Genomic DNA, 19,965 nt, shown 5'->3' on the forward strand with positions numbered 1-19,965 from the left:
GAAACGCGAGGAAAGTAGGCAAGGCAGGCAGGCAGGTAACCGATTCATGACAGCATGAGTCAGATATATGACATTCCTGTTTCTGCGATTGCCCGGCCTGCAACGGAAAAGCCCGGCACTTGAGGCCGGGCTTTTCAGTTTTATGACTGTGGAGTCGATCAGAAGGCGAGACTCAGACTCACATCCCAGCTGATGCCCGGCTTGTAGGTGTACAGGTCGATGCGACCTCCGTCGCGTTCCTGGTATTCCTCATGGGACTTGTTGAGGATGTTGCGTGCACTGAAGCTCAGCGATGGCTTGAAGCCGCCCCAGCCGCCCAGATCGAGGCCCTTGCGCAGCACGAAGTCCAGCGTCGCGCCCGGGTCTTCCAGATAGTCGGGCTGGCCGGCACGCCCGCGGACACTGATCCGCTCGCTCACATAGTTCGCGATCAGCGTCGCCTGCAGGTCCGCACCCTCGTGCTCGATACCGAACTGCACGTTGGCGATGTGATCGCTCTGGCCCTGCATCCTGCTGCCGTCGGCGACGAAGCTGCGGGCGTCCTGCGGCACGCCGTTGAATCCCGGCGGGATCACCGTGTCGCCTGCCTCGGCATTCACTTCCGACGACGACCATGTGTAGTTCGTGGCGAGATACAGACGGCCATCGCCCAGCCAGCGGAGGTCGGGGGCGAAGTACTTCTTGAACTCCAGCTCGACACCGTAGAGCGTGGCTTCCGGCGCGTTGAGGAAGCCCTGGAACAGCTGGCTGCCACCGAACTCGCCGATGACCGCTTCCACCGGCTTGTCGATCTGCTTGTAGAACACGCCTGCGGTGAAATACTCGCCGGCATCGAAGAACCATTCGTAGCGCGCGTCGAGGTTGAGCAGCTCGCTGTCGACGAGGAACGGGTTGCCGAAGAACAGGCGGTCGTTGTCGGGGTCGGTGTACTGCTGCGGCGCCAGCTCGCGGAACTGCGGCCGGGCGATGGTCTTGCTCGCGCCGAAACGCAGCTGTTGGTTGTCGGCGAGGTTCCACGTGACCGTTGCCGCCGGCAGCACGTAGTCGTTCTCCAGCGGCGGCGCTGCGAAGATGCCGCCGACACGCGCGCCGCTGAAGATGTCCAGCGGGTGCACGGCCTGGGTGGCATCTTCGTAGCGCAGACCGACGGTCGCGCGCCACGCCGGGCCGATCTCGCCTTCCAGCTGCACGTAGGCAGCCTTGTTCGTGAGCGTGCCGTCGTAGGCGGATTCGCCGTTGTTGTTCGGCGTGATCTCGTTGAGGGTCAGGACGCCGTTCTGGAAGTTGTAGTCCGAGAACAGGTAGTCGACGCGCTGGTACTGGTTGTAGACCGGCAGTCCGCTGCCGAGCGCCTCGAAGCGGAACGTGCGCTGCACCGCGGCGCGATCGTTGTCCGAATACGCAATGCCCGCGCTCAATGTCAGCTCGCGCTCGGTCGGCAGGCGCCAGTCGAGGTCGATACCGCCACTGGCCACTTCGTCATCGACCGCGCCGAAGCGCAGCGCGTTGTTGCCGCTGCCGTGGATCCAGGTGCCGTCGACCAGTGCATAGCGCACGCTGGTCTCGTACGGCGTTGTGCGCCGGGCCTTCGAATAGGCCAGGCGCCAGCCGAGTTTGAGATCGCCGTATTCGCCGAAGCTGCTCTTGCCCGCCAACTGGTTGTTGACCAGCTGGCGCTCCAGCCACAGCGTGCCGTCTTCGCGGATGTCGACGCCGACGTTGAAGTTGTAGCCGTCGCGGGACTTGGCTTCCTTGATCGTGTCGTGGACGTAGAGCGTGTTCCAGGACACCGAGTGGTTTTCGCTTTCCAGGCCCAGGCCGAACAGGCCGTTGACCCGCGCGTTCATGCGGGTGGTGGCGAAGTCGTAGTCGTTGTAGATGTCCGCGCCATCGGTGGTGAAGATGCCATCCTGCTGCTTGCCGGTGCGGGTGCGCCATTCGTTGTCGAAGCTGACCACGCCGATCACCCCGAGCCGGAGATCGTCGGCGATGTCGAACGCGGTGCCTGCACTCACGCCGATCTTGGTGTCGGGGTCGATCCGGCGCTTCTCCTGCAGCAGGAACAGGTTGGGATTGTTCAGCGCGCTGCCGTAGGCGGCCAGCCACTCGCGGCTGTAGTTCGCGCTGGTGATCGGCTGGCCGCTGCGGATGATTTCGTCGGGCAGGTCGCGACGGCCGGTGTCGTAGCCCGTCCAGTCCCGGTTGCTGCCGTAGTAGGTGAGGCCCGGTGACCGGGTGGTGACCGAGTTTCCGCCCACGCCGACGTTGAACTTGAGGAACGGCGCATCGGGAACGGTCAGACCTTGCAGGTCGATGACGCCGCCGCCGAATTCGCCTGGATACTTGACCGAGTACGTTTTCTGCACGGTCACGCCGGCCAGCGCCTCGGCCGGGAACAGGTCCAGCGGCACCACACGCTGCAGCGGCTCGGGAGACGGGAGCGGCGAGCCGTTGAACAGCGCGCTCGAATAGCGTTCGCCAAGTCCGCGCACGTAGACGTATTTGTCGCCGACGACGCTCAGGCCGCTGACCCGGACCAGCGCCGCGGCGGCATCGCTGTCGCCGGTGCGCTCGAAGTCCTCACGGGTCACGAAGCTCGAGACGGCGGCGGTATTGGCCATCGGCTCGGGAATGTATTCGCCGCGGACGCTGACCGCGTCCAGTTCGGATGTCCGCTCCGGCGCGGTCGACGTGCTTTGCGGCACTTGCGTGGCCTGCGGCTCCTGCGCTGCGGCGGGCATCGCCAGCGCCGCGCCGATGGCCAGGCAGATGCTGGTGCGCGTGATCCGGCCGCGACGCCGCGGGAGGACGCGCAGCGGGGAAAGTCGGGTGTTGGAAGACGTCATGGGTATAGGCCTTGGCTGCTTCGGGCAGTCTAGAAAAGGGCGTCCAAACGAGATGCGGCGGCTTTGGGCCGCCGCATCTTTTTCGATCATGGATGGTCGATCGGACCGGTCAGAGGCCGACGGTCCAGCCGGTCCACCAGGCGTCGTTGGCGTCGCGCGCCGCACCGATGTAGTTCACGTCCTGGAAGGCCGGATACTTGGCCCGCACCGCGACCGGTGCCACCGCGTTTTCGTTCGCGCCGGTGATGTACGCCGTGCTCAGCGTCGAGGCGCCGAACACGGTGCCCGCCTTGTTGGCGGCATCGACATAGACGGTGGTGGCCGCGTTGCGGTCGCGCTTGTCGCAGGTGAAGTAGTTCGACAGCAGTTCGATCCGGCTGTTGGTGCCCGAAATGTCGAAGCACACGTCGGCCTGCTTCTGGTTCGGGCCGGCCGGGGCCGTCACGAACACGCTGTTCCAGATCGATGCGTTGGTGCCCTGGTTGATCTTGACCAGCGAGTCCAGCGTGGGATCGGTGGTGTAGACGGTGAAGTTGGACACCTTCGGCGTCGAGGTCGGCTGGCGGTCGAGCGCGGACCACTCGAAGATCGAGCCCGAATCGGCCACGCCCTTGACCGACGGCGTCTTGCGCACGATCAGGCCGAACTGGATACCACCGCTCCAGCCCCAATCGGTGTCGAGCGAGTCGTCGTCGGCCTCGGTGATGACCACGTGGCTCATGTTGACCGTGCCGCCGAAGATCTCGATGCCGTCGTCGCCGCTGTAGTGCGACTGGAAGTAGCTGATCTTGGTCTCGTTGCCGACGCCGACCAGGGTCAGTGACTGCAGCTCGTTGCCGTCACCGATGACATTGCCGGAATAGCGCACCTGCACGTAGCTCATCTCGCCGCTGTTGTCGTTCGGCGCATTGCCGCCGCCGAATGCATTGCTGACGCCTTCCACAGCGCCCTGGCAGGCCGCCGTACCCGGCGTCGCATTGCCGATACAGGCATTGATCGGCGCGCGGCCCATCAGCACGATGCCTGCCCAGTCGAACTTGGCGCCGCGACCTTCGAGATCGGCCAGCGAGGTGAAGACGATCGGCGCATCGCGGGTGCCCAGGGCATAGATCTGCGAGCCGCGCTGGATCAGCAGCACGTCCGGGCCGTTGCGGCCGAACAGGGTCACGCCCGGCTCGATGTACAGCCGGCCGCGCCTGGAGGCGTCGTTGACCGCCGCATCGCCCAGCTGGTCCTGACCCACGCTGACCTGCCCCTGGATCTGGTAGGCCACGCCCGCGACATTGCGCAGGGTCAGATCCCCGAGGATGCTGCTGGGCAGGCGGCAGGCGCGCAACGTGTTGTTGACAACGGTGCCCTGGTTGACGGTGCCGTCCGGGCAGCTGGCGGCGGGGCCAGCGGTCGGCGGCGGCGTGGTGGTCGGCGGCGGCGCGGTGGTCGGCGGCGGCGCGACGACAGGCGGGTTGGCCGGCACGCCCGGGGAGGCGACTTCATCGGCACCGTTGCCGCAACCGGCAAGCGCGAAGACGGCGCCGAACGCCATCAGCAGGGTTTTGGAATTGTTGCGGACAGACATCGTGAAGAATCTCCGGTCGAATGTGGTGCGTGCGGGAACGGCGCGTGGTGGGGTGGTGTAGCTGACGCTTAACGTTTTAGTCAGGTTCGATGACATTCCGATGACCGGCGCCGGGGCGTCGCCCGCAGTCGCGCCCCGCATGGCTGCCGTGACTGGCGACAGATTCGGGCTGTCATGTGTCAGGGATATGTTGGAAATGCGACGGTCACCCCGGCGGTCGCGATTGCGGGGGCACATCGCCCAGGGAGCTGCCGAACGTGACAGCAAGACAATTGAGTGCCGAGCGGGAACAGTGGGTGGTCGAACAGGCGATGGCGGGCGCCGACCCTGACAGCGTGCTCAAGCGCCTGCGTGCCGAGGGTTGGGACGAGCAGGCGGCGATCGATGCAGTGCAAGCTGCGGTGTCGGATTTCATCGAGCGCAATGCACGGCAGACCGGACTGCCGCGCCCGGTCCGTGTGCCGGTGCCGGCCGAGCCCAACGGCGCCACGCAGCTCGATGCCGGCGACCGCCAGGTGCAGGTCCTGGCGAGTCTGATGCTGCCGCGCGTCGTGGTGCTTGGCGGACTGCTCGCCGATGACGAGTGCGATGCGCTGATCGAGCTTGCCCGCGCGCGGCTGCGCCGTTCCACCACCGTCGATCCCGAATCGGGTGGCGACCAGGTGCATGCCGATCGCACCAGTCGCGGCACCTGCTTCACCCGTGGACAGAACGCGCTGTGCGCGCGCATCGAAGCCCGCATCGCGCGTCTGCTCGACTGGCCACTCGATCACGGGGAGGGCCTGCAGATCCTCAACTACGGCCCCGGCGCCGAGTACCGGCCCCATCACGACTATTTCGATCCGGCCGAGCCCGGCAGCCAGGTCCATCTTGCGCGCGGCGGTCAGCGGGTGGCGTCGGTGGTGATGTATCTCAACACCCCGAAGCGGGGCGGGGCGACCACGTTTCCCGACGTCCACTTCGAGGTGGCCGCGGTCAAGGGCAACGCGGTGTTCTTCAGCTACGACCGCGCCCATCCGATGACCCGCACGCTGCATGCGGGGGCGCCGGTGATCGAAGGCGAGAAATGGATCGCCACCAAATGGTTGCGCGAGGGGCATCACGACTGACGCGTCGACGCATGAGCCGCTGCGCTTGCCGTGCGCGACATCGGCGCGGCGACGCGCTCAGCACCCCAACGCATCATCCCGCCCGGTGCGCCCCGGCGGACGGTCGGGTGCCGGCATCGGGTAGCATGCGCGGCCGTGTCGCCACCGGGCGCGACACGCCAGCCCGGGAGTTCGAGTGACCGCACCGACCATGTTCCGCCGCCTGCGTCCGGCGGCCCTGCTTCTGTCCGCCCTGTTGCCGGGCCTCGTCTTCGCCCAGGCGGCCGAACCGGTCGATCTCGACGTCGTCGCGCAGATCCGCCACGAAGCGTTCAACCGGTCGCAGGTCGCCGCCAACCTCAAGGAGCTGACCGAGACCATCGGTCCGCGCCTGACCAATTCGCCGGCCTATGTGCGCTCGAGCGAGTGGGCGCGCAACAAACTCACCGGTTACGGCCTGACGAATGTGCAGGACGAGGTCTACGACGAGGCCTTCGGCCGCGGCTGGGAATTCCGCGCATCGCGCGTCGAACTGCTGACCCCGCGCGAGCTGCCGATCCATGCGCTGCCCAAGGCGTGGACGCCCGGCACCGATGGTCCGGTCGAAGGCGAACTGGTGCGCGCGACGTTCAAGACCGTCGAGGACATCGAGAAGCAGCGCGGCAAGCTCGCCGGCAAGATCGTGCTGCTCGATGAAGCGCGCGCCTACAAACCGGCCGACAAGCCAGACTTCCGCCGCCACACCGAAGAAGACCTCGGCGAGCTGCAGACCTTCCCGGTGCCGGAGGATCGCGATCCCGAAGCGCAGAACAAGCGCCTCGACGAGTACCGCAAGCGCCAGGAGCTGGTTCGCGCGCTCAACACCTTCTTCGCCGAGGAGGGCGTGCTGGCGACGCTGTCGATCAGCTCCTGGGACAACGGCATCGTCCGCGTGATGGGCGGCGGTGGCCGCAAGGCCGGCGATCCCGAAGGCGTGCCGGATCTCGTCGTCGCCGCCGAGCACTACAACCAGCTGGTGCGCGCCGTCGACAACAAGCAGGCGCCGCGTCTGCGTGTCGACGTGCAGGCACGTTTCACCAGCGATGCCGACCTGCCGGCGACCAACACGTTCGCCGAACTGCGCGGCAGCTCGAAAGCGAACGAGACGGTGATCATCGGCGCGCATCTCGATTCCTGGCACACCGGCACCGGCGCGGCCGACAACGGCGCGGGCGTGGTCGTGATGATGGAAGCCATGCGCATCCTCAAGGCGATCGACGCGCGCCCGAAGCGCACGATCCGCATCGCGTTGTGGGGCGGCGAAGAACAGGGCCTGCACGGCTCGGCCGGCTATGTCGCGAAGTACCTGGCCGACTGGCCGGCGCCCACCGATCCCGAGCAGATCGCCCTGCCGCGCGCGTTCCAGCGCGGCACCGGTCCGCTGCAGCGCCGCGCCGGCTACGACCGGTTTTCGACCTACTTCAATTTCGACAATGGCACCGGCCGCATCCGCGGCATCTACGCCCAGGAAAACCACGCGGCCGTGCCGGTGTTCCGTGCCTGGCTGGAACCGTTCGCCGATCTCGGCGCGACGGTCGTGACCACGCGCAACACCGGCAGCACGGACCACATTTCATTCGATCGCGTCGGACTTCCGGGCTTCCAGTTCGTGCAGGACCCGGCCGACTACTTCAGTCACGTCCACCACACGCATCTCGACACCTATGACCACGTGGTGCCGGACGACCTCAAGCAGGCCGCGGCGATCATCGCGTCGTTCGCGTATCACGCCGCGATGCGCGACGAGCGCCTGCCGCGCAAGCCGTTCACCGATCGGGACGAGTGATGGGTGGGAAGCGCGGCGGTGGAGATTCCGCCGCGCTTGCCAATCGGTCGCCAGAGCTCTCGATGTCGTCATTCCCGCGAAGGCGGGAATCCAGGGACCTCCGCTCAGATTGCGTGAGCGTTGTCGTGTGAGCCTGTCGTTCGGCTGTAAAGAGGTGAGCTTCCCGATACGGTGGTGCGTGAGAGCGGGGATTCCGCACGTGATGCATGACAGGCGTTTGCAGCATATGCGCCCGGCTGCGAAAGTCCTTGGATTCCCGCCTACGCGGGAATGACGGGTAAGAAGAAGTGGCGAAACTTCCGTCTGAAGAAGAACGACTCCGGCGATGCCGGCGAGCGTCGGGGCTAACTCACAACCCCCACCGTCTTGTCCTTGAACCGGCATAGATCCCGCACCACGCACTTCGGGCAATCCGGTTTGCGTGCCTTGCAGGTGTAGCGCCCGTGCAGGATCAGCCAGTGGTGCGCGCCGAGCAGAAATTCCTCGGGCACCACGCGCATCAGCCGATCTTCGACCGCGCGCACGTCCTTGCCCGGCGCGAGCCCCGTGCGGTTGGACACGCGGAAGATATGCGTGTCCACCGCGATCGCTGGCTCGCCGAAGACCGTGTTGAGCACGACGTTCGCGGTCTTGCGGCCGACGCCCGGCAATGCTTCGAGCGCGGCGCGGTCGTTCGGCACCACACCGCCGTGCTGCTCGACGAGGATGCGGCAGGCCGCGATGACGTTCTTCGCCTTCGCGTTGAACAGGCCGATTGTCGAGATATGGCGCTTGAGCGCGTCCTCGCCGAGGTCGAGGATCGCCTGCGGCGTGTTCGCCACCGGATACAACCGGCGCGTGGCCTTGTTGACGCCGACATCGGTCGCCTGCGCCGACAGGATCACCGCGACCAGCAGTTCGAACGGCGAGGTGTACTCGAGTTCGGTCGTCGGTTCCGGATCGATCTCGCGCAGGCGCGACAGGAATTCGTGGATCTCCACGCGCGTCATCGTCGGGCCGCGCCGTTTCGGCGCGGAGGTGTTCGCGGGCGCGCTCACGGCGTGCCGCCTGCCGCCCGCGCCTTGGCGCGGGCGAGGATCGCCGCCGCGTTGGACGGCAGGGCGGGACGCGCCGGCGCGGCATCGGGCGCCGGAGCGGCCGGCGCCGGGATGCGTCGCGCAGCCTCGCGTTCCTCGGCGCGGCGGGCGAGCCGCGCATTGCGCGACACGTAGCGCGCACGCGCGGCCCACGCGGTGCGCAGGCGTACACGCACATCCAGCAGCAAGGCGCGTGCTTCGGCATCCAGCACGTCGGCGCAGGCGTCTGGCCAGGCGTCCATCAGACCTGCGTCGATGGCAGTGTCGACATCGTCAACGCGCAACAGCGCGACGAGATGTTCGAGTGCGTCGAGCGACGGTGCGCTGGCGTCGGGTGGGCGGTGCGGCATGACGTGCATGCGACTCAGCGGTTCTTGAACTCGGGCTTGCGGCGTTCGAGAAACGCACGCGTACCTTCGCGCATGTCTTCGGTCGCGAACATCAGCCCGAACTGCGCGGCTTCGAACGCGAGCCCTTCGCCGATCGCACTTTCGCCACCGGTATTGATGCAGTCGAGCACACCGCGCAGCGCGAGCGGTGCGGCGTTCGCCAGTTGCTCGGCCAGTGCCATGGTCTGCGCCTGCAGTTCGGCGGCCGGCGCGACGCGGTTGACGATGTTCAGTGCCAGCGCACGCTCGGCGTTGATCGGCGCGCCGGTCAGGCACAGTTCCAGCGTGGCCGCGCGGCCGGCCAGACGCAGCAGGCGCTGGGTGCCGCCGAAGCCAGGAATCAGGCCGAGATTCACCTCCGGCTGGCCGACCTTGGCGGTGTCGGCGGCGATCCGCAGATGGCAGCACATCGCCAGTTCCAGCCCGCCGCCCAGCGCGAAGCCGTTGACCATCGCAATGACCGGCTTGGGCAGCGTTTCGACCCGGCGCATCATCGCCTGGCCGCGCAATGCGAAATCGCGACCTTCGACGGGGCGCAGATCGGCCATCTCGGCGATGTCCGCGCCGGCCACGAACGCCTTGGGCCCGGCGCCCGTCAGTACCACCACGCGCACGGTATCGGCAGACGCGGCGTCGTCGAATGCACAGTGCAGCGCATCCAGCGTCGCCGAGTTCAATGCGTTCAGCTTGTCCGGGCGATTCACGGTGATGACGCGTACAGCGCCGTGGTCTTCGATCAACAGCGGGGATTCGGACATGGAGACTCCAGGCGCAAAGGCGCCGCCCGGGAACTTGTCGGGGCGGCCGCGGTCTAGTTGGGGGTCGTCAGTGGCGGTTAAGCCCTTCGGCCGCTATCCTAGCGCGTCCATAGGGGGCGGTTCGACCGCCCCTTCGCGCGACAGGCGATATCGAAATCTGACCTAGCGGAGATCCACGGAATGAAGTTGCGTTTTATTGCGGCCGCAGTCGCGGCCATCACGTTCAGCGGCGCGGCGTTTGCGCAGCAGGCGGCAGCCCCCGCGGCTAACGCGAACGATCGCACCACGCTCAGCTACGCGTTGGGTTTCGACCTCGGCAACCGCCTGGCGGAAACCGGCGAGTCGGTCGACGTCAACACGATCATCAAGGGCCTGCAGGATGGTCACGGTCGCAAGGACCCGACCTATACACCCGAGCAGATGGGCACCGCCTACAACGGCTTCCAGCAGCGCATGCAGGAAAAGATCGTCGCTGAGCGTCGCGCGGCCCTGACCCAGAACGAGGGTCAGGCCACCACGTTCATCAACGAGTACAAGGCGCGCGAAGGCGTGGTCTCGCTGCCGAGCGGCGTGATGTACCGCGTCGTCGAAGCAGGCGCCGGCGCCAAGCCGACGGCTGCAAGTACGGTCGAAATCGCCTACCAGGCGCTGATCGTGCCGGCCGGGATCGGTCTGAGCCAGGAAGACAAGAGCCCCGCGTTCCGCGTTTCGGAGGCCCCGATCGCCGGTCTTCGCGAAGTGCTGCCGCTGATGCCGCTCAATGCGGTGTACGAGGTGGTGTTCCCGCCGGGCAAGTTCGTCACCGGTGAAGGCACGCAGGAAATCGCCCGCCAGCCGGTCGGCGTGATGGTGAAGCTGCTCAGCAGCCGCTGATCCGCACTGCGACACGCGTAACCCGACGCCGACGTGCATGCACGTCGGCGTCGTCGTATGTGGCATCCGCTCGCATCGACGCGAAGCGCACGCGCCTGATCGCATGCGCGGCGCCTGCGACGGCGCGCCGGTAGAATCAGCGCATGGACGAACGCCCACGCGCCGTGCTCACGCCCTGTACCGGCGTCTGCACCCTCGACGAACACGGCACCTGCCACGGCTGCCTGCGCAGCCTGGCGGAGATCGGTGGCTGGCTGCAGATGAGCGAGGCGCAGCGCCAGTGGCTGATGGATGTCGAACTGCCTGCGCGCGAGGCCGCGCGCGGATGAGCGTCGTGTTCGACACCGGTTTCGATACCGACAGCCTGTCGCGTGCACTGCATCCACTGGATGCGCCGCCGCCGGCGCGCGGCTGGAATTTCGAGGAACTCGATGGCCTGCTGGACGGCACGGTCGTGTTGCGCGAGGCCGCGGTGCTGGTCGGCCTGGTGCGCCGCGCCGAGGGTCTGCAGGCCGTGCTGACCCGCCGCACCGACACGCTGCGGCATCACGCCGGACAGGTCAGCTTTCCGGGCGGTCGTGAAGAACCCGGCGATGGCGGGCCGCTGCAGGCGGCGCTGCGTGAAGCCTGCGAGGAGATCGGCCTGGCCGCGTCGCAGGTGCGGCCGCTGGGCTATCTCGATCCACTCGCGACGATCACCGGGTATCGCGTCACGCCGGTCGTCGCGCTGCTTGATCCCGATTTCGAGGCGGTGCCCGAACCCGGCGAGGTGGCCGAGGTGTTCGAGGCGCCGCTGGCGTTTCTGATGGCGCCGGCCAGCCTGCGTCACGTCGATATCGAGTTTCGCGGCCGCATGCGGCATGTGCTCGAGTACGACACCCTCGCCGCTGCGCCCACCCATCGCATCTGGGGCGCCACAGCGTCGATCCTGCTCAACCTGCGCAACCGTCTGGAGCGTGCGTGAGTTCGCATTGGACCACGCTGGTGGATGCGTCGACGCTCTCGGCATCGCTCGGTGCGCCCGATCTACGCATCGTCGATTGCCGCTTCACGCTGGCGGTGGCGGGCGCGTCGGATGGCGATGGTGAATCGGCATGGCGCGAGCGCCATATTCCGGGCGCGGTGTACGCCCATCTCGAGCGTGATCTGTCGGGTCCGAAAGCGCCGGACCTCGGCCGTCATCCATGGCCGGCTGCCGAAGCGTTCACCGCGACGCTGTCGCGTCTGGGCATCGGGCCGGACATGCAGGTCGTCGCCTACGACGACAGCGACGGCGCATTCGCCGCGCGCCTGTGGTGGCTGTTGCGCAGTTTCGGTCACCGGAACGTCGCGGTACTCGATGGCGGCTGGACGGCGTGGCGCGCGTTGGAGCTGCCGGTCGAGACGACGGTGCCGCAGGTCGCAGCTGCACCCCTGATTGCAGGCGACTTCGATGCGACGCACCTGCTGCGCGACGCCGCGGCCGTGCAGCGCCATCTCGATGCCGGTGGTCTGCTGATCGATGCCCGCGCGGGTTCACGTTTCCGCGGCGAGGTCGAACCGCTGGATCCCCGTGCCGGCCATGTGCGGGGCGCGCGTAACCGGCCGTATGCCGACAACCTCGACGGCGGACGTTTCAAATCGGCCGACAGGCTCGCGTCGGAGTTCGATGCGCTGCTCGGCGGACATGCGCCGACCGATGTGGCAGTGATGTGCGGCTCGGGCGTCACCGCATGTCATCACCTGCTGGCGATGGCGCATGCCCGGCGCGATGGCGCGAAGTTGTATGCCCCGTCGTGGAGCGGATGGGTGGATGCGCCCGAGCGTGAGGTCGCGGTCGGTGAAGCCTAGCGGGCCGATTGTGTCCCAAGTGGTGCACTGGACGTTGCTGCAAGGCGCTGGATCCCGGCGTTCGCCGGGATGACGGGAATTTTTTTGCGTCGCCCCGGCGAACGCTGGGTCCAGCGCCCCTGCTCTGATGACGGTCGGAATCCGCTCGTCTTGAAACTGGCTGGTGCCCGATTCTCAACGCCCCAGCCGCGCCACCAGCGCCCGCAATCCCGCCTGCGTATCCGGCGCATTCCACGCATCGACGAAGCGGTCCAGCTCGATGTTCTGCGCCGACAGCGCCTCCACCAGATCCGCCCGTGCGATCGCACGCGTTTCGAGCATCGGAGCGCGGGGCAGGGCGAGCAGGGATTCGAGCCAGAGACGTGCGCGCAGTGGCACTTCGTCGATACCGGCCAGTTCGTCGACCAGCCCCAGACGCAATGCCTCGTCGGCATCGACCAGCACACCGCCGACCAGCAGGCGCTCCGCCTGGCGTGCACCGATCGTGCGGCGCATCAGTCGTTGAATCCCATCCGGCGCCACCAGGCCCACCTGCGTTTCGTTGAGGCCGATGCGGTACGCACCCGAAGCCATGACGCGGTAGTCGCAACACAGCGCCAGCACACAGCCACCGGCCGGCGCATGACCGGCGATCGCGGCGACGACGGGCATCGGTGCGCCGGCCAGGGCGCGCGCGGCGGCGAAGAACGCGTCCCAGGCGTCGCGCAACGACGCCGTATCGGGCAGCGACAGCAGATGCGGCACGTCGAGGCCGCCGGAAAACACCTTCGGGCCACCGGCGAGCACCACGCCGCCCACGCCATCCGCGGCCGCGCTTTCGATTGCATCGCGCAGCGCCAGGCACAGCGCCGGATCGAGTGCGTTCGCCGGTGGGCGGGCGAGCCTGAGCTCGCGGATCGGGCCGAAATCCTGCGTCTCGATCAGTGCGGTCATCGCGTCGGGTCCGTGCGAGAAGAATCCGCATGGTAGCCGTTGGTGTGTGCCTGCCCGTATGCGATCCGGACGTACATCCGGAATCGCGGACAGGGCCGCTGACCGCTCAACCGTCAGCCAGCGCCTTGGTGCGTACCGACTCGGGCAGTGCAGTCGGGCGGCCCGTGCGGCGGTCGATCCAGACGATGACCACGTGGCCGTCGGCGTGCAGTGTGGCGCCGTCGTCGGAGACGATGCGGTGGCCGATGGTCACGCTCGAGTTGCCGAGGCGATCGGCCAGCAGTTCGACGAGGATCTTCGCCGGATACGGAATCGGCACCTTGTAGTTCATCTGCACGGCGGCGAGCAGCGGCGCGGTCTCGTCGGTGACCCAGGGTTCGCCGACCGTATCGAACCAGCGGATGCGCGCCTCTTCGAGATAGGTCATGAAGTTGGAATTGTTGACGTGGTTGAACGCATCGAGATCGCGCCAGCGCAGCTCGATCGGCATCCGGATCAACACTTTCGACTCACTCATGCTTTGTTTCCCTTCTTCCTGGTCGCCTGCTTCGATGCGGGTTTCTTCGTGGTCTCCTGCGTCGCCTCATCCGTGTCCGGATCGACGTGCTTGGAGCCGGCCTTCATCAGCTCGGCGCGCACCTTCGCATCGGCCTCGGCCGCCTTGGTGGACGCACCCTTGCGCGGCAACGGCTTGGGCAGGTGCGTGGTCGACTTGCGCGCCAGCTTGCGTTCCGGCTTCGGCGCCGCCGGTTCCGGCAGCTTGGCGTCGAGCAGGCGTGCAAGGAAGTGGCCGGTATGCGACTGCGGCATCGCCGCGACCTGCTCGGGCGTGCCCTCGGCAATGATCTGGCCACCGCGATGTCCGCCCTCCGGGCCGAGATCGATGACCCAGTCCGCGGTCTTGATGACGTCGAGGTTGTGCTCGATCACGACCACCGTGTTGCCGTCGTCGCGCAGCTTGTGCAGCACGGCGAGCAGATGTTCGATGTCGTGGAAATGCAGACCGGTCGTCGGTTCGTCGAGGATGTAGAGCGTGCGTCCGGTGTCGCGACGCGAGAGTTCCTTCGACAGTTTGACGCGCTGCGCCTCGCCGCCCGACAGCGTGGTCGCGCTCTGGCCGAGCTTGACGTAGGCCAGGCCCACATCGACCAGCGTTTCGAGCTTGCGCGCGATCGGCGGCAGGTTCTCGAACAGGCCCAGCGCGTCCTCGACCGTCATGTCCAGCACGTCGTGGATGCTGTGGCCCTTGTAGAGGATCTCCAGCGTCTCGCGGTTGTAGCGCTTGCCGTGACACACGTCGCAGGGCACGTAGACGTCGGGCAGGAAGTGCATCTCCACCTTCAGCAGGCCGTCGCCCTGGCAGGCCTCGCAGCGCCCGCCACGCACATTGAAGCTGAAACGCCCGGCCGCATAACCGCGCGAACGTGCTTCGGGCACCTGCGCGAACAGCTCGCGCAGCGGCGTGAACAGACCCGTGTAGGTCGCCGGATTCGAGCGCGGCGTGCGGCCGATCGGCGACTGGTCGATGTCGACGACCTTGTCGAACAGATCCAGCCCTTCGATCTCGCGATACGGCGCCGCCTTGTGCGAGGCGCCGTTGATTTCGTTCGCCGCCAGCGAATGCAGGGTGTCGTTGATCAGCGTCGACTTGCCCGAGCCGGACACGCCGGTGATGGCGGTGAACAGCCCGGAGTGAATTGTCAGGTCCACGTTCTTGAGGTTGTGGCCGGACGCGCCGAGCAGCCTGAGCTGCATCTTCGGATTAGGTTTGTGGCGCTTGGCCGGAATCTCGATGCGCTTGCGACCGCTGAGGTACTGGCCGGTCAGCGAGCGCGGCGCCTTGAGCACGTCCTCGTACGAGCCCTGCGCGACGACTTCGCCGCCGTGCACGCCGGCGCCCGGGCCGATGTCGACGATGTGATCAGCCAGGCGGATCGCATCCTCGTCGTGCTCGACGACGATGACCGTATTGCCCAGATCGCGCAGCCGCGTCAGCGTGCCGAGCAGGCGTTCGTTGTCGCGCTGGTGCAGGCCGATCGACGGTTCGTCGAGCACGTACATCACGCCGACGAGGCCGGCGCCGATCTGCGACGCCAGGCGGATGCGCTGTGCTTCGCCGCCGGAGAGCGTATCGGCCTTGCGTTCCAGCGTGAGGTAGTCGAGGCCCACATCGACCAGGAAGCTCAGCCGCTCGCCGATTTCCTTGACGATCTTGGTCGCGATCTCGCCGCGCCAGCCGGGCAGTTCCATCGTGTTGAAGAACGTCAGCGCTTCATCGATCGGCAGCACGACCAGCGATTGCATCGGCCGGTCGGCGACGAACACATTGCGCGCCGAACGGTTGAGGCGCGCGCCGCCGCAATCCGGGCACGGACGCTCGCTGATGTACTTGCCCAGTTCCTCGCGCACCGCCGACGACTCGGTCTCGCGGTAACGGCGCTCGAGATTCGGCACGATGCCTTCGAAGCGGTGCTTGCGCTGGGTGCGCGCGCCCGAATCGGTGATGTAGGTGAAGTTGATCGTCTCGGTGCCGCTGCCGAACAGCACCGCATCACGCGAGGCCTGCGGCAGTTCCTGCCACGGTGTATCGACGTCGAAGCCGTAGTGTTTGGCCAGCGACTGCAGCAGTTGGAAGTAGTACGCATTGCGGCGGTCCCAGCCGCGCACGGCGCCGGCCGCGAGCGACAGCTCCGGATGCACGACCACGCGATCGGGATCGAAGAACTCGCTCACGCCCAGGCCGTCGCAGGTCTGGCAGGCGCCGATCGGCGAATTGAACGAGAACAGGCGCGGCTCGAGCTCGGGCAGCGCGTAATCGCAGACCGGGCAGCTGTACTTGGACGAGAACAGATGCGGCGCGATCGACGCATCGTCGATCGCCTGCACCGACACCATGCCTTCGCCAAGCTTGAGCGCGGTTTCGAACGATTCGGCCAGGCGCTGCTTCATGTCCTCGCGGACCTTGAAGCGGTCGATCACGGCTTCGATCGTGTGCTTCTGCCGCAGCGCGAGCGTCGGCAGGCCATCGATCTCGTAGAGCGCGCCGTCGACGCGCACGCGCACGTAACCCTGCGCACGCAGCTGCTCGAACACCTGGGCATGCTCACCCTTGCGTTCGCGCACTACCGGCGCGAGCAGCATCCAGCGCTGCTCGGGATCGAGCGTCAGCACGTGGTCGACCATCTGGCTGACCGTCTGCGCCTCCAGCGGGTAGCCGTGATCCGGACAGCGCGGACTGCCGACGCGTGCGTAGAGCAGGCGCAGGTAGTCGTAGATCTCGGTGATCGTGCCGACCGTCGAACGCGGGTTGTGCGAGGTCGACTTCTGCTCGATCGAAATCGCCGGCGACAGCCCTTCGATGTGGTCGATGTCGGGCTTTTCCATCACGCTGAGGAACTGGCGCGCATACGACGACAGCGACTCGACGTAGCGGCGCTGTCCTTCGGCATAGATCGTGTCGAACGCGAGCGACGACTTGCCCGAGCCCGAAAGACCGGTGATGACGATCAGCTGGTCGCGTGGCAGGTCGAGATCGATGTTCTTGAGGTTGTGGGTACGGGCACCGCGAATGCGGATGGTGTCCATCGCCATCGGCGTCAGATCCAGGTTGTGGAACAGGGGGGAGGAAACACGGTCGACGCGGGCCGGGGAACGGCCAATCGGTCAGACTACCGAGCCGGTGATTTGGGGGCAAATTCCGGAAAGGCCAGCGTAGTGGGAGTCTGTCTCATCCCGTGCGAATGGCGTGTGGGTCGCGGCGGGTGCAGGTCCGGCGTCGGCCGCGTCTTCCGGATCGTCCAGGCCGAGGCGATCCCGGGGCGGGTCGTCCCGAGTATCCGCGGCCCCGCGTCGCAACGCGCAAGGGTCGGGCGGACGCCGCCGCTTGGCCCGTTTCGCCCGGTTTGACCCTAATCCACTGAATCCTCTACAATTCCGCTCCTGTCCGCCCTCGCTGGCGGCAGGCAACAAGAATAACTACAGAACCAACACCGATACGAGAGGCTCCACATGTACGCAGTACTGGTCACCGGCGGTAAGCAATACCGCGTGGCGCAGGGCGAAACGCTCCGCGTCGAGAAGCTCGAAGCCGAAGCCGGCAACGAGATCACGTTCGACAATGTCCTGATGCTCGGCGACAGCGACGGCATCAAGCTCGGCGACGCGCTCAAGGGCGCCAGCGTCACCGCCAAGGTCGTCAGCCATGGCCGCGCCGACAAGATCCGCATCATCAAGTTCCGTCGCCGCAAGCACTCCATGAAGCAGCAGGGACATCGTCAGTACTACACCGAAATCGAGATCACCGGCATTGCCGGTGGCAGCAAGTAAGGAGCAGCAGGCATGGCACATAAAAAGGGCGTAGGTTCTTCGCGCAACGGCCGCGACTCCAACCCGAAGTATCTCGGCGTCAAGATCTACGGTGGCCAGGCGATCGAAGCCGGCAACATCATCGTGCGTCAGCGCGGCACCCAGTTCCATCCGGGCGCCGGCGTCGGCCTCGGCCGTGACCACACGCTGTTCGCGCTGGTCGACGGCAAGGTCAACTTCGCGACCAAGGGTCCGAAGAACCGCCGCACCGTCAGCGTGCTCGCCGAGGCCTGAGCCTCCCGCGACGCGTGACACCGGAAAGCCCCGCTTCGGCGGGGTTTTTCGTTGATGGTGGCCACGTGATGGTCATCGATTGTCTGGCCGGCCGCGCGTGATGCGATCCGTCGCGATGTCGCCCTCGGGTAAGCTGGCCGGTGATGTGCGTGGTATCCACCGCGTGTCCCGAATCCGTGTGTCCCTTATTTCCGTTCCGCTTTCCGGTTGCCTGTCATGAAGCTCGTCGACGAAGTCGAAATCACTGTCACCGCCGGCAATGGCGGCAATGGCTGCGTCGGATTCCGGCGTGAGAAGTTCATTCCGCTCGGCGGCCCCGATGGCGGCGACGGCGGCAATGGCGGCAGCGTGCTGATCGTCGCCGACGAGAACCTCAATACGCTGGTCGACTTCCGCCACCAGACGATGTTCCGCGCCGGGCGTGGCGAGAACGGCATGGGCCGGCAGATGTACGGCAAGGGCGGCGACGACAAGGTCATCGTGGTCCCCGTCGGCACGGTGGTGCACAACGTCATGACCGACGAGGTGATCGGCGACCTGACCGAGCACGGTCAGAGCCTGCTGGTCGCGCGCGGGGGGCAGGGTGGTCTGGGCAACATGCATTTCAAGAGCTCGACCAACCGTTCGCCGCGGCAGTCCACGCCGGGTGAAGCCGGTGAAGAGCGCACGCTGCGTCTGGAGCTCAAGCTGCTGGCCGATATCGGTCTGCTCGGCTTTCCCAACGCCGGCAAGAGCACGCTGATCCGTGCGGTGTCGGCCGCAACGCCGAAGGTCGCGGATTACCCGTTCACCACCCTGTATCCGAATCTCGGCGTCGTCAGCGTCGAGCCGGCGCGCAGCTTCGTGATCGCCGACATTCCGGGTCTGATCGAGGGGGCGGCCGACGGCGCCGGGCTGGGCGCATTGTTCCTGCGCCACATCCAGCGCACCCGCCTGCTGCTGCACCTGGTGGAGATCGCCCCGCTCGATGGCACCGATGCGGTGGACCAAGTGCGTGCGATCGAGCGCGAGCTCGAAAAGTTCGATGTCGCGCTACTCGACAAGCCGCGCTGGCTGTTGATCAACAAGGCCGACACGCTGATGCCGGAAGAGGCCGAAGCCGAGGCTGCCCGCATCATCGACACCCTTGGCTGGACCGCGCCATGGTTCCTGATCTCGGGCCTCGCCCACGACGGCACCCGTGAGGTCATGTTGAAGGTGCAGTCCACCCTCGACGACATGGATCGCGAAGAGCGCGAGGCGGCGGACGCGGTCTGATCCGGGCGGGCGGCGGATGTGCGCTGCCCACGCGCCTGTTCTGTCGTGTCATCGCTGGGTGTGACTAGGCCGCGCGCGCGCGGCGCTGCAAGAGCACCCCGCGCGAACGCGTTCGTTCTCCGGCGCGCTCGATCCCGGTTCGTCCAATCGGCTCCCGAATCGCGAGTTGCGGCAGTGCGCGCCTGGCCGCGCGCGTGGGCTGACGAATCTGCAGCGCCCATCGCAATCCGCGCTGACGCCCAGGTAAGGGCGCGCGTTATCGGTCAACGCGTTTGCAGCGGTGTGCAAAATCACGGCACCGACACTTCGCGCACGCCGGGGCGACGCGATTTCCTCTGGATTCCGACGGAGTGCTGGCAACTCTGCGCACACGCACGTGCTTTCAATCACGCAATGACGTTTCCGCGTCGCGCGCATGGCCGGGCCACATGCGATCCGGCTCACAAAAAACCCGGCCTGGGGCCGGGTTTTTTTCGCATCGACCGCCGAAGCGGCCGTTCAACAATCAGGCCGCGGCCTTGATCGCCTTGATGCGTGCGGTCAGGCGGCTCTTGTGACGGGCTGCCTTGTTCTTGTGGATCAGACCGCGCGAGCTGAAACGGTCGAGGATCGGCTGGGCGACGTTGAACGCCTCCTGTGCGCCGGTGGCGTCGTTGGATTCGAGCGCCTTGAGCACTTTCTTGACGGCGGTGCGGAGCTGCGAGCGCTGGGCGGAGTTGCGCGCATTGCGCACAACGGTCTGCTTGGCGCGCTTCTTGGCGGACTTGATGTTTGCCACGATGGATTCCTGGAAGCTGGACGTGTGAAAATCCGGCTTGGCCGGACGAACTGGAAATTTGAGCAGGAAATTATGGGTCTTTCAGATACTTGCGTCAACCGGCCCGGCCTGAACGGCACGATCTGGTGACGGCCCCC

Annotated in this window: 15 protein-coding genes and 2 pseudogenes; 8 read left to right on the plus strand and 9 right to left on the minus strand. The window is 66.6% G+C overall.

All coding sequences use genetic code 11. From position 1 onward, the window contains the following. Window positions 1-158 precede the first annotated feature (158 nt). Window positions 159-2,846, minus strand: coding sequence for a TonB-dependent receptor domain-containing protein (locus tag AC3IRM_RS05635; protein ID WP_489205253.1), 2,688 nt, complete (start codon window positions 2,844-2,846; stop codon window positions 159-161). Between the two features lie 109 nt (window positions 2,847-2,955). Then, complete coding sequence (locus AC3IRM_RS05640; RefSeq protein WP_489205254.1) at window positions 2,956-4,422, minus strand: hypothetical protein; 1,467 nt, start codon at window positions 4,420-4,422, stop codon at window positions 2,956-2,958. 257 nt (window positions 4,423-4,679) lie between these two features. Between AC3IRM_RS05640 and AC3IRM_RS05645 the strand changes: the two genes are divergently transcribed. Together AC3IRM_RS05645 and AC3IRM_RS05650 are read left to right on the plus strand one after the other, a co-directional pair. Beyond that, window positions 4,680-5,531 carry a 2OG-Fe(II) oxygenase gene (locus AC3IRM_RS05645; protein WP_489205255.1) on the plus strand — a complete coding sequence of 284 codons (852 nt, stop codon included), beginning with the start codon at window positions 4,680-4,682 and terminating at the stop codon, window positions 5,529-5,531. A gap of 190 nt (window positions 5,532-5,721) precedes the next feature. Then, a complete protein-coding gene (locus AC3IRM_RS05650; RefSeq protein WP_489205849.1) occupies window positions 5,722-7,335 on the plus strand; it encodes a M28 family metallopeptidase in 1,614 nt (537 codons plus the stop codon). Window positions 7,336-7,679: 344 nt separating this feature from the next. On the opposite strand, the gene nth is transcribed toward AC3IRM_RS05650, so the two are convergent. Genes nth through AC3IRM_RS05665 form a run of 3 tightly spaced genes read right to left on the minus strand, consistent with a single transcriptional unit; the run spans window position 7,680 to window position 9,558 of the window. Continuing rightward, window positions 7,680-8,324, minus strand: a complete 645-nt coding sequence (gene nth / locus AC3IRM_RS05655; protein WP_489205850.1) for an endonuclease III — start codon at window positions 8,322-8,324, stop codon at window positions 7,680-7,682. Between the two features lie 44 nt (window positions 8,325-8,368). Next, window positions 8,369-8,761 carry a hypothetical protein gene (locus AC3IRM_RS05660; protein ID WP_489205256.1) on the minus strand — a complete coding sequence of 131 codons (393 nt, stop codon included), beginning with the start codon at window positions 8,759-8,761 and terminating at the stop codon, window positions 8,369-8,371. Between the two features lie 14 nt (window positions 8,762-8,775). Then, window positions 8,776-9,558: an enoyl-CoA hydratase-related protein gene (locus AC3IRM_RS05665; RefSeq protein WP_489205257.1), complete on the minus strand. Its 783-nt coding sequence runs from the start codon at window positions 9,556-9,558 to the stop codon at window positions 8,776-8,778. A gap of 180 nt (window positions 9,559-9,738) precedes the next feature. Here AC3IRM_RS05665 and AC3IRM_RS05670 point away from each other — a divergent pair, with 180 nt between their 5' ends. The 3 genes and pseudogenes from AC3IRM_RS05670 (at window position 9,739) to AC3IRM_RS05680 (ending at window position 12,261) form a co-directional block, all read left to right on the plus strand. Next, window positions 9,739-10,431: an FKBP-type peptidyl-prolyl cis-trans isomerase N-terminal domain-containing protein gene (locus tag AC3IRM_RS05670; protein ID WP_489205258.1), complete on the plus strand. Its 693-nt coding sequence runs from the start codon at window positions 9,739-9,741 to the stop codon at window positions 10,429-10,431. Window positions 10,432-10,574: 143 nt separating this feature from the next. Continuing rightward, window positions 10,575-11,395: pseudogene (locus AC3IRM_RS05675) on the plus strand (NUDIX hydrolase). Continuing rightward, window positions 11,392-12,261 (plus strand): sulfurtransferase, encoded by an 870-nt coding sequence (locus tag AC3IRM_RS05680; protein WP_489205259.1) that lies wholly within the window; start codon window positions 11,392-11,394, stop codon window positions 12,259-12,261. The pseudogene AC3IRM_RS05675 and the gene AC3IRM_RS05680 overlap by 4 nt, the downstream one beginning before the upstream one ends. 174 nt (window positions 12,262-12,435) lie before the next feature. On the opposite strand, the gene AC3IRM_RS05685 is transcribed toward AC3IRM_RS05680, so the two are convergent. From AC3IRM_RS05685 to uvrA, 3 genes and pseudogenes are all read right to left on the minus strand, one after another. Further along, window positions 12,436-13,194: an enoyl-CoA hydratase/isomerase family protein gene (locus tag AC3IRM_RS05685; RefSeq protein WP_489205260.1), complete on the minus strand. Its 759-nt coding sequence runs from the start codon at window positions 13,192-13,194 to the stop codon at window positions 12,436-12,438. A 106-nt stretch (window positions 13,195-13,300) separates the two neighbouring features. After that, window positions 13,301-13,711, minus strand: coding sequence for an acyl-CoA thioesterase (locus tag AC3IRM_RS05690; RefSeq protein WP_489205261.1), 411 nt, complete (start codon window positions 13,709-13,711; stop codon window positions 13,301-13,303). Between the two features lie 214 nt (window positions 13,712-13,925). Continuing rightward, window positions 13,926-16,785, minus strand: a pseudogene (gene uvrA, locus AC3IRM_RS05695) (excinuclease ABC subunit UvrA); the annotation flags it as partial. A gap of 417 nt (window positions 16,786-17,202) precedes the next feature. On the opposite strand from uvrA, the gene rplU reads away from it, so the two are divergent. The 3 genes from rplU to cgtA all read left to right on the plus strand — a co-directional run bounded on the left by rplU (window position 17,203) and on the right by cgtA (window position 19,050). After that, a complete protein-coding gene (gene rplU / locus AC3IRM_RS05700) occupies window positions 17,203-17,520 on the plus strand; it encodes a 50S ribosomal protein L21 (RefSeq protein ID WP_489205262.1) in 318 nt (105 codons plus the stop codon). 12 nt (window positions 17,521-17,532) lie between these two features. Beyond that, the gene (gene rpmA, locus AC3IRM_RS05705) at window positions 17,533-17,793 is read left to right on the plus strand and encodes a 50S ribosomal protein L27 (RefSeq protein ID WP_159679374.1); all 261 of its coding nucleotides are present in this window, start codon (window positions 17,533-17,535) and stop codon (window positions 17,791-17,793) included. Between the two features lie 216 nt (window positions 17,794-18,009). Continuing rightward, complete coding sequence (gene cgtA / locus AC3IRM_RS05710; protein WP_489205263.1) at window positions 18,010-19,050, plus strand: Obg family GTPase CgtA; 1,041 nt, start codon at window positions 18,010-18,012, stop codon at window positions 19,048-19,050. 505 nt (window positions 19,051-19,555) lie between these two features. Here the strand turns inward: cgtA and rpsT are convergent. Next, window positions 19,556-19,828 (minus strand): 30S ribosomal protein S20, encoded by a 273-nt coding sequence (rpsT, locus tag AC3IRM_RS05715; RefSeq protein WP_232136107.1) that lies wholly within the window; start codon window positions 19,826-19,828, stop codon window positions 19,556-19,558. Between the last annotated feature and the right edge of the window lie 137 nt (window positions 19,829-19,965).

This window comes from Luteimonas sp. KH_071 (assembly GCF_057838005.1).